The sequence below is a fragment of the Agrobacterium sp. DSM 25558 genome, from assembly GCF_900100825.1.
In the GTDB taxonomy this organism is placed as follows: domain Bacteria; phylum Pseudomonadota; class Alphaproteobacteria; order Rhizobiales; family Rhizobiaceae; genus Agrobacterium.
In genome coordinates this window covers 26,034-40,433 of sequence record NZ_FMUD01000025.1, presented here as the reverse complement: position 1 = coordinate 40,433, position 14,400 = coordinate 26,034, and the positions used below count along the sequence as shown (strand labels likewise).

Genomic DNA, 14,400 nt, shown 5'->3' with positions numbered 1-14,400 from the left:
TCTCACAAGATATGGACCATTGTGCTTAACGCCGCATTTACAACGAAATCGCGGCACCGCAGCTCCCTAAAATGGTCTCTTTTTGCATGTGATTTGAGCGAACTGCTCATTGTCGTCAGGGAGAAGAGTATGCCGCTACAGAATCGCGTCGATCCGTTTGGCGATATCGTTGACCTGCCTATGCGCGGTCTCTTCACCGGCAATCGCGGTATTCTGCATGATCCCGAAACGAAGACGCTGACGACAAAGCGCTGGACGTCGAAGGCTTGGCTCGTGTGCAGTTGCGACTACAAGAATGCACGCCGGGATGTCATGGCGACACGAAGCTGGACCGAGCTTTTCTTTTTCGATGAGGCAACGGCTCTGGCCGCTGGCCACCGCCCCTGCTTTCAGTGCCGCAGGCAGGATGCGGACAAATTCCGGGCAGCGTGGGCCAAGGGCAACGGGACATCTGTGCCCACTGCCGGAGATATCGATATCATCCTGCACAAGGAGAGGCTTCAGTCGCGCCGCAAGCGTCTGAACATGTTGCTCTTGACCTTGGAGGAATTGCCTGACGGCGCAATGATCGCTGCTGATGGCAAAGCCTATCTTATCAAGAAGGGTAAGCCCTATCGGTGGAGCGCTGATGGCTACGAGCCACCCGAAACCTTGCCTTTCGTGGATGGTTTGTTGACACCACCCTCAACGCTGCGTGCTCTGAAGGCGGGGTATCTTCCCTTGCTCCACCCCTCAGTTACTGCCACGGCCGGGAGCGCTTTGGCATGATGGTTGATCTGTTCTCCGGGCTCGATAGCGCAAACGAAAAAATGGCGGATGGTGCATGGTTGCTGCGTCGTTATGCGCTGGAAAATGCCCATGATCTGTTATCGCAGATAGAAGGTGTCTCCACGGTCGCACCGTTCCGGCACATGGTCACGCCCGGTGGATTTTCCATGTCCGTGGCCATGACGAATTGCGGCCCCTTCGGCTGGGTGACGGATCGTAAGGGCTATCGTTATCAGAAGACAGATCCCGAAAGCGGTCAGCCCTGGCCAGCCATGCCGGAGAGTTTCATGTCTCTTGCTGTCAATGCCGCCAAGCAAGCGGGATATCCTGACTTTGTGCCGAATGCCTGCCTGATCAATCGTTATGAGCCCGGCGCGAAAATGTCGCTGCATCAGGATAAGGATGAGAAGGATTTCACCAATCCTATCGTATCTGTTTCACTTGGCCTGCCTGCGACCTTCCAGTTCGGCGGTATCAATCGTGGCGATCCCGTGCGCAAATATCCGCTCAGCCACGGCGACGTCGTCGTTTGGGGCGGTCCGTCCCGCCTGTTCTTTCACGGCATCATGCCCTTGAAGGAGGGAGCACATGATGCGGCCGGGCGCGCGCGGTTCAATCTGACATTCAGACACGCGTCGCTATAGATCGCCAGAGACGTATTTGCTGTTCTTAATGAAGACCCACATATCCTTGCTGATATCGGTAATCTCTGCAATCGACCGTTCCAGCAGTTTGATTTCGGCGGCGTCCACAGGCTCCACCTTGCCGTAACGCACCCGCTTGTCATCCTCCACAAGCCGCATCAACTGCGTACTGGAAATGTCACCGTTCTCATCGAAGGCGTAGATGCAGTGATTATATTTGTTACGCGTCTTCGATTCCTTTTTCAGACGCGCCATTGCGCCCAGAACCGCTTTTCTATCGGCCACGGACGTGGAACGAAGCTTTGCCAGACGCTCGACGAGATCCATGCGCGCGCGTGTCGTATTCAGCGTCAGAAACACGACGATCGCCGCCTCCTTCTCGACCTTGAGAAGATGGGCGATGATATAGATCAACAGGCTTTCGGTATTGGTCCAGACATAGTTGAGACGGCCGACCAGCAACAAGACGTCAGACATGGCTGCCATTTCAACCCTCCGGCCCAAAGCATGAGGTAATCATACAGTATCGGCCCGGAAATCGATAAGGATTTCCGGGCCGATGTCTCGGGAGGAAGAAGGCTGGCTTTGGCCTCAGCGCTCTTTGAAGGCACGCGACATGCTATCGGCAATCGGCTTTGTCAGATACTCGAAGAACGTCCGTTCCGATGTCTGGATGAGGACATCCGCCGGCATGCCGGGCACCGGATGGAAGCCATGCACCTTGGCCAATTCCTCGTCCGAAATCTGGACGCGGACGATATAGACGTCCTTGACCTGCATCCCAGCATTTTCCTCGATGCTGTCGGCGGAAACGTAGAACACCTTTCCATCCAGCACCGGCGTTGTGCGTCGGTTGAGCGCCGAAAGGCGGATGGCCGCCGTCTGTCCTTCATGCAGTTGGTCGATGGAGGTTCTCAACACCTGCGCTTCGAGAATGAGCGGCACATGGGCTGGCAGGATTTCCATAATCGGCTTGCCGGTGGTGATGACGCCGCCTGCCGTATGATAGTAGGAGCGAATGACCGTGCCGTTGACGGGAGAGCGGATCACGGTGCGGTCTAAAATTTGGGACGCTTCTCGCAATTGCTGACGCACGCCATCGAGATCGGCCTCGGCTGTTTCCAGCGCGTCGAGTGCGGCTTGCTTGTTGGAATTGACGGCAATCACAGCTTCCTGACGGAATTTCGCGATTTCGGCCTCGCTCTGGTTCATCTCGCCATCCAGACGGGAAATGTCTCCCATCGCATCGGCAATGGCGCGCTCCAGCGCCAGCATATCGGTCTTGCGGATCACGCCGTCCTTGGCAAGCTTGGCTTTGGAATCGCGTTCCTGCTCCAGCAATGATTGTTGGCGTTCAAAGGATGATTTCTGTCCCTTGTAGCCGATAAAGCGAAACTCGAGCGAGCGGATGTTCTTTTCGACCAGATTGAGCTGCTCTTCCAGCTTGATCTGCTTGCTGTGAAAAACCACATTCTGGCCCTGGATAATGGCATTCACATCCGGGTCGCTTGCCTCCGCCATCACGATGTCGGGCACCTTGAACGTCTTTTCACCCTGGGCCTCGGCCCGCAGGCGGTAAACGATGGTTTCGAGGCGAAGCCGTTTCAGGTTGATCATTTTCTGGTTGGAAAGTGCGGCCGTCTTGTCGAGAACGACGAGAACATCACCCTCTTTCACCACCTGACCTTCGCTCACCATCATTTCTTTGATGATGCCACCTTCCAGATGCTGGATGATTTTGTTGTTGCCTGTCGCCACAAAGCTGCCTTGCGCGATGATAGCGGAGGCCAGAGGTGCGGTGCCTGCCCAGTAACCGAAACCACCGAACGAGGCGAACAGAACGGCAAGACCTGTCACGCTGTACATGCGGATGGAGCGCGGGACTTCGCTGTACCATTCGAGCTGACCTTGCTCCACCTGCTTTTGTTTTCTTTTGAAAACCATGGCCTTAACCCTCTATCTGCGGAGATTGACCGGATTGCGAGCCCCTGTTGCCGGATAGCGCCTTGAGCACCTCGATCCGCTCTCCGAACATCGCGACCGATCCGTCCTTCAAAATCATGATCTTATCCACGCATTGCAGCAAAGCAGGTCGCTGGGTAATTGTGACCGTGGTGATGCCTTGCGTCTTGGCGTGCAGTAGCGCTTTCGCCAACGCCTGCTCACCCTGCGTGTCGAGGTTGGAGTTCGGCTCGTCCAGCACCACGAATTTCGGATCACCGAAGAAGGCGCGAGCAAGCGCGATACGCTGCTTTTGGCCGCCCGAAAGCGGTGCGCCATCGGCAGCAACGACTGTTTCATAGCCTTGCGGAAAGCCTGCGATCAGTTCATGCACATCGGCAAGAACGGCGGCCTCATAAATCTGCCGGTCTTCCACGTCGTCGCGCATACGGCAGATATTGGCCTTGATGGTGCCAGGGAAAAGCTGCACATCCTGCGGCAGATAACCGATGCTCTCACCGAACTGGCGCTGATCCCAGTTGCGCAGATCCATCAGATCGAGACGCACATTGCCTGATGTGGGCAGGATGGAGCCGACCAGCATCTTGCCGAGCGTGGTTTTACCCGAACCGGAATTGCCGATGATCGCCAGCGACTCTCCCTTTTTCAGCGAGAAGGAAATGCCGTTCAGGATCACTTTTTTCTGCGGTGGGGGAACGAACAGAATGCGCTCCACATCCAACCTTCCTTCCGGGTTTGGCAGTCGCAGGCGCGGAAAATTGAGTGGAGAGCTGAGAAGAAGCTGTTTGATGCGACCATAGGACGAGGCCGATTTGTTGAACTGATGCCATCCCTCGATTGCGCCTTCGATTGGGGCAAGCGCGCGACCCGAAACGATGGATGCCGCGATCACCATGCCGCCAGTCAACTCGCCGGAAAGCGACAGATGCGCGCCCCAGCCGAGAAGAGCAATCTGGGTAATCATGCGGCAGGCCTTTGATACGCCTGAGAACATGATGTTGCGATCCTGCGCGGCGACGTGGGATTTGAGCGAACCCGCTGTTTCGCGGCCCCACATTTTCACCGCCTCCGGTATCATCGCCAAGGCATTGATGATCTGCGAATTGCGCGACATGGAATCGAGGTGGAAGTTTGCACGGCTGTGAAAGCCGTTGGCTTCGGAAAACTGCTTCGCCGTGAACTTCTGGTTCAGCCAGGCGATAACGAACAGCACGGCGCAACACGCCATGATGATGATGCCCAGATGCGGGTGGACGAGGTAAACCACCAGCACGAATAGCGGCATCAGCGGCGCGTCGAGAAACGCAATCAGCGTGCCGGATGTCAGGAAAGAACGAAGCTGCTGAAGGTCCTGTAATATTTGATAATCTTTGCCACTACCGTGCAAAGATGCGCGGGCTGCGGCGCTGAGGATCGGTGCTCCAAGCTGAACTTCCAGTTCGACTGCGGTGCGCATCAGAATGAAGCGTCGGATCGCATCCATGAAGGCCTGCAACAGAACCGCGCCGATCACTGCGATCGTCAACATGACCAGCGTATCCATGGAGCGGCTGGTTAGAACACGGTCGGAAATCTGGAACAGGTAAAGCGGAATGGCCAGCAGCAGGACGTTGATCGCGACGGTAAACAGCATCACGATCACCATGTTGCGGCGAACGGCTGCGATGCCCTTTGCAAGACTTGCGGCAAAGTTGACCGGCTCGCTGCGCTTGTGAAAACCGTGCTCGTTTCCTCCGCCACCACCGCCGCCGCCACCTTTGAGGTCCGGCTCCTTGCCATTGCCGCCACCGCCCGTGGTGGGACGGCGTTCGTTTTCACGGATAGGGCCATCATTGTTGTCTATGGTCTTGATGAAAGGCAGGTCCGGGCCGGTTTTGAGATCTGGCTTTTCTGTCGGTGCGTCGCGCGATGCGGGGTTCACCGACGGGGTTTCCGGGTCGGGTGTTACCCTTGCTTCTATGACCGGCGTGGCGGTCCTTACCGGCTCCGGCGCAATCTCCGCTTTGACCGCTGCCGACGAAAGCTGACGCAGATTGTCGACCGCGTCATTTATCGCCGTGATGCAGGCCTCGGTCAGATTGCCATCGGCCTCGCCATCCGTCTTTTCATTAAGGCCGAGAATGCGCCCCTGCTCGATCTTGTTTCTCGAAATGTGATCCATTTCCACGTTCCCCTGAAAAGCCTGCTATGCGACGGCCGTTTGCATGACATCGACGGGATGGGCCTGCGACCACGACAGGTCGTGCCCGGAGTTGAAGACCGCGTCGATGTGGTCGTCGGCTGGATTGTCGTCATGAAGAAAGGCAATGACCTCGTTGGCCAAAGCCGCCTGATGCGGCTGCGTTGCGTCGTGCTCGATCAGTCCGCCCTGGATCAGCACGGCATCCGAATAGAGATGACCGCCGACATAGGTGGAGCCACCAAAACTGTCGTAATCGGTGATCTGGGCAATGTTGACGACGGCGTTGCTGCCGGTATCGATGTGAACAGTGGCGTTCTCGTTGTTGGCAAGCACCTTCGAGGCCGCTTGTGTCACGTCGTCCGAATCCCCCAGAACGCTGACCTGCTTGACGTAGGTGACGTCGTAGAGATTGCCGGTGATGTAGAGGACGTTGAGACCGGCATAGCCTGCGAAATTCGGGTCCGTCGAGAGCCCCTCCGGCATGTGCGGATCGCGCTCGTTGATCGCCTTGGCGGCCTCGACCATATAGTCGGGCATAGACGCGAACCGATCATTGGCACCGACATTGTGGATCGACGCTTCGTTCCAGAGAAGATTGTTGCCGGATTGGACGGTGGCACCGGATGTCGAGCCGGGCAGGGCGTGAACGCTGTCGTTATCGTAGAGAACGGCCATCTGGGCGATCATGTTCATGTCCAGCACATTGCCGCCAACGATGACCAGATCATATTGAATGCCGATGCCGAGGAAATTCGCCAGGTTGACGGCGCTGTTTCCGCCGGTCAGCACGCTCACATCGGCACCTGATGTCGTCACCGTCATCGTGTCGTTGTCGGATACGAAGTGATATTGCTCGATCCAGTGCACGAAGGACACGTCGCCTTCGATGTAGCTGACCCGCCAGGCGGTCGGAAATATCGTCGCGTCGGGTGTGCTTTCCGCATGGCCGCCATCGGCGCTTTCGCCCCAGACGGTTCTCTGGAACGCAGCGATATTGTTGGCGACGGTTCCTGCATGGTCTTCGCGGGTGAAAGCGGAATCAATACTGTCGTGATCGCTGTAGACATAGGATTGCGTGATCGCATCGATCTGGTGGTAGTCGCCCATAACAGCCATGACCGGCGCTACGACGCCGGTATTGACCACGGACACGATATTAGCGACCACATTGGCACCGGCGGCCACATCCAGACTGTTGCCCGCGCCGGTGTGACTTTCCTGCGGCGCATCGCTTTCTTCCCGGTCCGTCAGCGGTTTGGCAATGCCGCGATCCGGCATGAAATCATCGACATCTGGCAATGCGGTTGCCGCGACGCCATTCACATAGGTTCCGGTGATCGAATGGCTGGCGACAACGAAATCTTGGTCGGCACCTGTCCCGAGAGACGAAACATCATTGTCTCTGGCCTGCGTGATGTAGTCGTGCAGATCCTTCGCTATGGATTGCAATCCATCATAGGTGTCGGTGCGGTGATAGCTGTCGAACGGGGTGAAGCGTGCCGCTTCGTTGTAATATTCGGTCGTGCGCTCGGTGACATAGGTCGTGTCACGCGCAACATTGGGACCATCAGTCATGTTGAGATAGTCGTCATCCTGCAGCAAGGTCAGCTGTGACACATGCGCAATGACGGAGCCGGGGCCGGTATAGAGAACGAGTTTTGGCTGTTCCTGATAGGCGTCGATCTCGCCGGGCATTCTGAAATGCGAGCCAGCAAAATCATAAGACGCATGGTGCGAATGCTTACGGATGGCGTCGTCGAACGACAAGGCATGGTGCGTGCGTGTTGCGCTGAACTCATAGTGACCGGCACGGTATTTAACGCCGGGGTCATAGTCCTGCAGCGGTACGTCGTAAGTCTGGTCAGCGTTCTGCACGTCGTCATGCGGCGGCAGTGCCCTATCGTCTTGAAGACCTTGGCCTCCAGCATAATGGGTTCTCATTCGCGCTTCATCGACTTCGGTTTCGAAAAGCCCGATGAAGTGGGCGATCATGTCAGAAATCCTGTCCGTATACATGGCTTGTCCCCCTCTTCAGACCCGTTCCGGTCACGCCGCAGCAAGGAAGCCGGGCTTCGGCTTCGGGCGACATCGCCGTTCAACGGGGTCTACGGCTGCTACAGCCGGAAACTGCACCGGCCCAAGCCGGTGCAGTCTTTTCGATCTAGAGAGTGAGGTCTCAGGAGCTTGCGTCTTCACCCGCATGATGCGAGTCGCCGCCGATGACGCTGCCTTCGAAGGAGTTGGTGAGAAGGTTTGCACCCTGTACCAGTTCCAGATGGTAGCCGGAGTTCGCCAGGATCGAAGAGGCGTTCGTCGAGCTCGTGCCCGTCGCATCGTCGCCTGCCTTGAGGTCCCAACCCTTGCCGTCCATATCCATACCCTGCGCGCCGTGGGCTTCGCCGCCCTGGGTGCTTAGGTCGTTATGCGCGTCCTGGTTGTTCATGCTCACATTGTAGGCCGTGTCCTGATCAGCCAGATGGCTGGCCTGAACCAAGCTGAATGCGCTGTCGTTGCCATCGCCGTTCAACGAGTTGTTGAGAATGTTGTCGACATTGAGCGAGAAGGAGAAGTCGTCGCCGAGGTTGAACGCGATGTCACCGCCGGCAACACCCAGATTTCCGATGTCCTTGACGTGTTCGATCGTCGAGAAATCGGTATCTGTCTTGGAGAACGCCGAGTTGAAGCTATCGGTCGTTGTTTTGATATCCGTATCCGTATCGGAGTAGTTGAACGTCTTGGTGTCGGTATCTGTGTGGGTGTTCGTAATGACCTTGGTGTCGTTGTCGCTGTAGGACTTGCTGTCATAGCTCCAGTCGTAATCGCTTTTCACGGAGGTATCAGCGTCGTTCACGTTGACGGTCTTGTTGTTCGAATTGGTGTCATTGTCGCTATAGCTGGATGTCTTGCTGTCGTAGTCCCAGTTATAGCTGTTGTCGCGGTTGTCGCCATTGTCGGTCGCGACCTGAACCTTGGCATCGACATCCAGGTTCTGGCTGTTGTCGGTATAGGTGTTGTCGCGATTGCCGCCGTTGGCGACGCCGACATTGCTGTCATCCACGTTGCTATCGTTGGTCGCTGTGTTGGCAAATCCATCTGCGAGCGCGCCAACCTTAGTGATGTCGTCGCCTGCTGGCTGCTGTTGTGGGTAACCCATGTCTATATCCTCCGAAAAAGTTCGGAGCAGCTTTTCGAAATCCCTCTCATCTTAAATGGGATTTTACTCGCGCTCACTCCGATATTGACACACATGCAGACGTACTCATCGACGTTTCGTCTGCGGCTATTGGCCCGGATTTTCAGGCCGCTGCTTTTGGGAATGCGCAAGACACGGTCACGAACATGCGCATCCAGCTCCACAATCGCGAACGAATGCAGATTTCATGCTTCAGTCTGTCTGGTCGTTTTGTCAGTTCGCCGGTTACATCCTTACGCAAACACACAGGATGATGTTGGATCGAACCGGTTGCGGTCTGTTGCAACGGGGCCGAATGTGTCCGAGTTGGGCGGGGGTTGCTAGCTGCTAAATGGGATTAAGCATTGACTAAGCACAGTGCTGGGTCCAGAGCCGACATCGAATGGGTTACGCCCTTTTTCCGGAAGGCCCATAGTCGTTTTTGGGGTCAAATGAACGAATGAAGCGGCGATATCACCTATGAAAGTCCTCAGATGGCATGAGGAGCTTGCAAATTCCGCGCTTGATATGCGCAATCTAGAATTACTTGATTATATTTATACATCTGAACAATGTATTTTTTGAAGTGTGTTTTAGCTGAGCGACAAGAATTGCATGAGTAAACCAAAAAAACCACTCATTATTATGCCATTACAGCCCGACTAATCCATTTGGGCAATTTATTTTGCATTTTATTTGTACTATTTCTTATGATTAATAAATAACTAACGAATAAAGCGGGCTATGTTTGAGATGCTCCCGAAAAGCTCTCTGCCATTCCACCGCACTCCTACATGAATCAGAGTATCTGCGTAACGCTTTAGGGAGGCGTATATGTTCATGGTTGCATCGAGGGTTATCAACGCACAGCATAATAACACGGCCTTATCGTCCGGTGGAACAATACTGGTCGTGGCCAATGAAGATCTCTTCTCCGAATGTCTGGTGGAGGCATTGGGTAAAAAATTTCACACATGCGAGATGATGAGCGCGGGACCGTCGTCATCCATACCCGAAGGGCTGATACGGGAGGTCAAGCTCGTTCTGTTTTACAAGCTCTCCGGACCCCGTCTGGGTGAGTTGCTGGCGGAGGTTCATGCCAAACATCCGCTTGCGCGCGTCGCTCTGGTCATCGACGCCATCGATATGATCGAGTCCTATCTCAAGCAACTTGTCGACACACGCATCATAGATGGCGTGCTTCCCCTCAATTTGCGCCTCGATGTCTTCATGGCGGTGGTCGATCTTCTGATCAAGGGAGGCGAGCATTTTCCGTCTGCCTTGCTTGGCAGGCTGTCGTCGGGCCCGGAAGTGTCCAAAAGCACCGTTTATGATACGCGCTCCGTTGTTGCCAACCGTGCCGATGCGCTCGCGGCCCGCAAGAACGAATTTTCCGCGCTCACCACCAGAGAAGTGCAAATCCTGGATTTGTTGTGCAAAGGTACGCAGAACAAGATCATCGCCGATCGTCTTCACCTGTCCGAAAACACGGTCAAGGTTCATGTTCGCAACATCTACAAGAAGATGAATGTGCGCAACCGGACAGAGGCCGCTTCTCGGTTCTTCGGTAAAGATGAAGCGTCGAATGGCGGGGGAAACAAATGGCACAATTAACGGGCGGATAGGGGCGTTGTATATCGCCCCTATCCGTCAACCGGTGGTGTAGCCAACTGTTAACCGTAATTGGCATTTGACTGCGGATCATCGCTTTGATTCACCTGTCGTTTCCTAAATCCGCTTAGCGTTAGTCCACAACGCCAGATCGGAAAACGACGATGAATACTTTGCATAAGTCCAACGTGACCTACAAACTTGATCAGCAGGCCGAGCTCAGCGCCAAGCTGACGGCTGCCCATGCAAAGATCGAGAAGAGATTTCTCGATGGCGGCGCGGTTCTCGTTTCCGTTATGGATATTCTTGGCAACCTCACCGGCATTCTCGACGGAATGACCGGAACTCTGGACGGCAAGACGGCGAAGAACAACGTTGATGGCTTACGCAAGACCATCAATGACCTTGCGCAATTGCCAAAGACGGAGGAACGGCGTCAGGCGGGCTTCAAGTCGCTGGCCGATATGTGTGCTTCCACGGGTGAGCACATCGATGATATTCACGAAACCATTCGTTATTTGAAGACCTTTGCCATCACGGTCAAAATCACCGGCGCTGGTCTTGCCGAGTTTGCCGGCTTTGCAGATGAGATACGCGAGCGCATTCAGTCTGGTGCCGATGAAGTCGGGCGTTTCGCAAAGAACCTCGATGTCATGCGAACACAGCTGATCAAGGCGCTATCGTTTTCGTCCACCACGAAGGCGGATTTCGACTCCACCATTCCCCAGATCATTACGAGTTTGAACGAAAATTCCGCCCGCATTTCCCAGCAGCATCAAGAGATGGTGGATATTGCCGCTCAGGTGAAGAAAATTGCCCAGACCATTCAGGGCAAGATCGGCTCCGTGCTGTCGTCCCTGCAAATCGGCGATATCACACGCCAGCGCATCGAACACATTCAAAGCATGCTTCAGATGATGGACGACTTTGGCTCGTCTCCTGAAGGCAAGGCCCTCAGCGACGCCGAATATGAAGTGCTGAAGGAAGCTGTGCTTCAATTGGCCAGCGCGCATATGGATGAGACGGCATCGGACTTCCATCGCGACTGCGGCAAAATCTTCACCAGTATCTCCAGCTTTGCAGATGATGCGGCGCGCATTCTTTCGCTGCGCGATGAACTGGTGGACAGAACATCGAATGGCGATCGGAACGTGTTGTCCCTGATGGAGAAGGGAATCGTCGAGGCCTGCAATCTCGTTGCGCGCGTTCAGGAAAGCAGCGCCGAGGCCGATGAGGTGGTCCAGTCCGTCACAAGCAGCGCGCAAGAGCTGTCGCGCGGGATCGAAGTTCTCCGCTCCATCAAAATCGATATCCATTACATGGCGCTCAACTCCAATCTGCGTTGCTCGAAACTTGGCGATGCCGGCCGTTCCGTCAATGTCGTCAGCGGTGAAATGCGCCTGTTCGCAGGCAAGTTGGAAACGCCCGCCGACGCTATCGTTGAAGAACTGCATCGGGTTGAAACAACGACGCAGCAACTGGCTCAGGAGGGACGCGGGCTTTCCGCGGATCTCGCGTCACCTTTGAATGAAGCGTTGGAAACCGTGCGCCTTGCCAAGACGCAGATGGAAAGCGGCATCGACGCACTTGCCGAGGAAGGCCAGGCCGTGTTCAGCCGCATCAGCTCTGCGGTGGTTTCACTCGACTTCCAAAGCGAGCTTGGCAACACGTTCAACGAATGCTGTCAGATTGCTGCGCAATTGTCGCAAGGCTTCAATGCCGATGTTTCCGGATTTGCCGACAAGATCAGCCCTTTCAGCTCCCAGGTTTTCAAGCTTTACACCATGGCTCAGGAGCGCGATATTCACCTTCGTTTCCTGCCCGCCAGCACGGCAACATCCAGTTCGTTTGCAAGCCAATCTGCCGCCGCCGAGGATGATGATCTGTTTGCGGACGCCCTGTTCTAGAAACTGGTGCTGACAGATACGCATATAAAAGCTGGAACGAAATCGGCTCATTCTCATTTCCTCCTTGCAGATCGAAGAAACAACGGAGGAAACAGAAATGATTTCTGAAGACAAAATTCGCGAGCACATGGAAGTGCGTTCCGCAGATGGTAGCCATGTAGGCACCGTCGATCATATGGAAGGCCAGACCCGGATCAAGTTGACCAGAACCGATTCCGACGATGGCAAACACCATCTGATCCCGTTGGAATGGGTCGACCATGTAGATGCACACGTGCATCTCAGCAGATCGGCGTCAGATGTGCGAAGCAACTGGGAAACACTCAACTAGAGTGCCAGCGCTTTACCAAACTCAAAATGCGGCCCTGGAGGCCGCATTTTTTATGCCTTCATCAGTCCCGGTGCTTCCGCACCAGTCCGCTCGACATATTCGACATAACCACCGCCATATTGATGGATACCCTCGGGCGTCAACTCCAGAACGCGATTGGACAGTGCTGCGAGAAAATGGCGGTCGTGTGAGACGAAGAGCATGGTGCCTTCATATTCGCTAAGAGCCTTGATCAGCATTTCCTTGGTGTCGAGGTCAAGGTGGTTGGTCGGTTCGTCCAGAACGAGAAAGTTCGGCGGATCGAACAGCATGGCCGCCATGACGAGGCGCGCTTTTTCACCGCCTGATAGAACCCGGCATTTCTTTTCAACGTCATCGCCTGAAAAACCGAAGCAGCCGGAAAGCGCCCGCAATGGAGCCTGTCCCGCTTTCGGGAAACGTTGCTCCAACCATTGCAGGATTGTGGCATCGCCATCCAGCAAATCCATCGAGTGCTGGGCGAAATAACCTAGCTTGACGCTGGCACCGACATTGACGCTGCCGACATCCGGCTCAGCCGTGCCCGCAATCAGCTTGAGAAGGGTGGATTTTCCAGCGCCGTTGACACCCATAATGCACCAGCGCTCCTTGCGACGGATCATGAAGTCGAGACCTTCATAGATCGTGCGCTGACCATAGGCCTTGTGCACCTGCTTCAAGGACACAACGTCTTCGCCGGAGCGTGGTGGCGTCTGGAAATCGAAGGCCACCGTCTGCCTGCGTTTGGGCGGCTCGACGCGGTCGATCTTTTCCAGCTTCTTCACACGGCTCTGGACCTGCGATGCATGTGAGGCGCGGGCCTTGAAGCGTTCGATGAACTTGATTTCCTTGGCCAGCATTGCCTGCTGCCGCTCGAACTGCGCCTGCTGCTGCTTTTCGTTCTGGGCACGCTGCTGTTCGTAAAAGCCGTAATCGCCGGTATAGCTGGTGAGCGAACCGGCATCGATTTCGATGATCTTGTTGACGATGCGGTTCATGAACTCGCGGTCATGCGAGGTCATCAAAAGCGCGCCGTCATAGGTCTTCAGGAAGTTCTCAAGCCAGATGAGGCTTTCGATATCCAAGTGGTTGCTTGGTTCGTCCAGCAGCATCACGTCGGGCCGCATCAGAAGAATGCGGGCCAGCGCCACGCGCATCTTCCAGCCACCCGAAAGCTCGCCGACATCGCCATCCATCATCTCCTGGCTGAAACTCAGTCCCGCCAGAACCTCGCGGGCGCGTCCTTCCAGAGAGTAGCCGTCCAGTTCCTCGTAACGCGCCTGCACCTCGCCGTAACGCTCGATGATTTCATCCATCTGGTCGAGTTGATCAGGATCGACCATCCGTGCTTCCAACTCACGAAGCTCGGTCGCAACCGCGCTGACAGGGCCTGCACCTTCCATGGCTTCGGCAACCGCGCTGCGGCCTGCCATTTCGCCGACATCTTGGTTGAAGTAGCCAATGGAGACATGCTTGTCTGATGCTACCTGGCCTTCATCCGGCTGCTCTTGACCGGTGATCATCCGAAACAGCGTCGTCTTGCCCGCGCCATTGGGGCCCACAAGTCCAACCTTTTCACCACGGTTGAGCGCCGCAGACGCCTCGATGAAGAGGATACGGTGGCTGGCGGATTTGCTGATGTTTTCGATGCGGATCATTGGGAATAACCGATAAGCTGGAGGTTTGGCGTCCCTATGCCACGCCGGGCCCTCACTGTCACCAGATGAATCGCCATGGAAACCTTGTGAAATATTTTGGAATGGATATTCCATATTGCGGGTTGGATAGAAAAATGAGGGAGATAT

11 protein-coding genes are annotated in these 14,400 nt (G+C 55.4%); 5 read left to right on the top strand and 6 right to left on the bottom strand.

Features of this window, described 5'->3' with window-relative positions:
* The first annotated feature begins 129 nt into the window (after positions 1-129).
* The gene (locus DSM25558_RS19360) at positions 130-768 is read left to right on the top strand and encodes a hypothetical protein (RefSeq protein WP_077106327.1); all 639 of its coding nucleotides are present in this window, start codon (positions 130-132) and stop codon (positions 766-768) included.
* Complete coding sequence (gene alkB / locus DSM25558_RS19355) at positions 768-1,412, top strand: DNA oxidative demethylase AlkB (protein ID WP_077106367.1); 645 nt, start codon at positions 768-770, stop codon at positions 1,410-1,412. Before DSM25558_RS19360 ends, alkB begins: the two co-directional genes overlap by 1 nt.
* Here the strand turns inward: alkB and DSM25558_RS19350 are convergent.
* From DSM25558_RS19350 to DSM25558_RS19330, 5 genes are all read right to left on the bottom strand, one after another.
* On the bottom strand, positions 1,407-1,898 hold the full coding sequence (locus DSM25558_RS19350; protein ID WP_077106326.1) for a hypothetical protein: 492 nt from the start codon (positions 1,896-1,898) through the stop codon (positions 1,407-1,409). The two genes, alkB and DSM25558_RS19350, sit on opposite strands and share 6 nt — an antisense overlap.
* Positions 1,899-2,003: 105 nt before the next feature.
* Positions 2,004-3,356 (bottom strand): HlyD family type I secretion periplasmic adaptor subunit, encoded by a 1,353-nt coding sequence (locus DSM25558_RS19345; protein ID WP_077106325.1) that lies wholly within the window; start codon positions 3,354-3,356, stop codon positions 2,004-2,006.
* A gap of 4 nt (positions 3,357-3,360) precedes the next feature.
* On the bottom strand, positions 3,361-5,535 hold the full coding sequence (locus tag DSM25558_RS19340; RefSeq protein ID WP_077106324.1) for a type I secretion system permease/ATPase: 2,175 nt from the start codon (positions 5,533-5,535) through the stop codon (positions 3,361-3,363).
* A 24-nt stretch (positions 5,536-5,559) separates the two neighbouring features.
* A complete protein-coding gene (locus tag DSM25558_RS19335) occupies positions 5,560-7,572 on the bottom strand; it encodes a hypothetical protein (RefSeq protein ID WP_077106323.1) in 2,013 nt (670 codons plus the stop codon).
* A 160-nt stretch (positions 7,573-7,732) separates the two neighbouring features.
* Positions 7,733-8,710: a fibrinogen-binding protein gene (locus DSM25558_RS19330; protein ID WP_077106322.1), complete on the bottom strand. Its 978-nt coding sequence runs from the start codon at positions 8,708-8,710 to the stop codon at positions 7,733-7,735.
* A gap of 852 nt (positions 8,711-9,562) precedes the next feature.
* Here DSM25558_RS19330 and DSM25558_RS19325 point away from each other — a divergent pair.
* From DSM25558_RS19325 to DSM25558_RS19315, 3 genes are all read left to right on the top strand, one after another.
* The gene (locus tag DSM25558_RS19325; protein WP_077106321.1) at positions 9,563-10,342 is read left to right on the top strand and encodes a LuxR family transcriptional regulator; all 780 of its coding nucleotides are present in this window, start codon (positions 9,563-9,565) and stop codon (positions 10,340-10,342) included.
* A 161-nt stretch (positions 10,343-10,503) separates the two neighbouring features.
* Positions 10,504-12,246 (top strand): methyl-accepting chemotaxis protein, encoded by a 1,743-nt coding sequence (locus DSM25558_RS19320; RefSeq protein ID WP_077106320.1) that lies wholly within the window; start codon positions 10,504-10,506, stop codon positions 12,244-12,246.
* Positions 12,247-12,343: 97 nt separating this feature from the next.
* The gene (locus tag DSM25558_RS19315; RefSeq protein ID WP_077106366.1) at positions 12,344-12,577 is read left to right on the top strand and encodes a DUF2171 domain-containing protein; all 234 of its coding nucleotides are present in this window, start codon (positions 12,344-12,346) and stop codon (positions 12,575-12,577) included.
* Between the two features lie 50 nt (positions 12,578-12,627).
* Here the strand turns inward: DSM25558_RS19315 and DSM25558_RS19310 are convergent, their stop codons facing one another.
* Entirely contained in the window at positions 12,628-14,253 is a 1,626-nt protein-coding gene (locus DSM25558_RS19310) for an ABC-F family ATP-binding cassette domain-containing protein (protein ID WP_077106319.1), read from the bottom strand.
* Positions 14,254-14,400 lie beyond the last annotated feature (147 nt).

What these genes read in the sequence shown, in the direction of transcription:
- DSM25558_RS19360 (WP_077106327.1), top strand. Translation starts at nt 130, where the DNA reads ATGCCGCTACAGAATCGCGTCGATCCGTTTGGCGATATCGTTGACCTG.
- alkB (WP_077106367.1), top strand. Translation starts at nt 768, where the DNA reads ATGGTTGATCTGTTCTCCGGGCTCGATAGCGCAAACGAAAAAATGGCG.
- DSM25558_RS19350 (WP_077106326.1), bottom strand. Translation starts at nt 1,898, where the DNA reads ATGGCAGCCATGTCTGACGTCTTGTTGCTGGTCGGCCGTCTCAACTAT.
- DSM25558_RS19345 (WP_077106325.1), bottom strand. Translation starts at nt 3,356, where the DNA reads ATGGTTTTCAAAAGAAAACAAAAGCAGGTGGAGCAAGGTCAGCTCGAA.
- DSM25558_RS19340 (WP_077106324.1), bottom strand. Translation starts at nt 5,535, where the DNA reads ATGGATCACATTTCGAGAAACAAGATCGAGCAGGGGCGCATTCTCGGC.
- DSM25558_RS19335 (WP_077106323.1), bottom strand. Translation starts at nt 7,572, where the DNA reads ATGTATACGGACAGGATTTCTGACATGATCGCCCACTTCATCGGGCTT.
- DSM25558_RS19330 (WP_077106322.1), bottom strand. Translation starts at nt 8,710, where the DNA reads ATGGGTTACCCACAACAGCAGCCAGCAGGCGACGACATCACTAAGGTT.
- DSM25558_RS19325 (WP_077106321.1), top strand. Translation starts at nt 9,563, where the DNA reads ATGTTCATGGTTGCATCGAGGGTTATCAACGCACAGCATAATAACACG.
- DSM25558_RS19320 (WP_077106320.1), top strand. Translation starts at nt 10,504, where the DNA reads ATGAATACTTTGCATAAGTCCAACGTGACCTACAAACTTGATCAGCAG.
- DSM25558_RS19315 (WP_077106366.1), top strand. Translation starts at nt 12,344, where the DNA reads ATGATTTCTGAAGACAAAATTCGCGAGCACATGGAAGTGCGTTCCGCA.
- DSM25558_RS19310 (WP_077106319.1), bottom strand. Translation starts at nt 14,253, where the DNA reads ATGATCCGCATCGAAAACATCAGCAAATCCGCCAGCCACCGTATCCTC.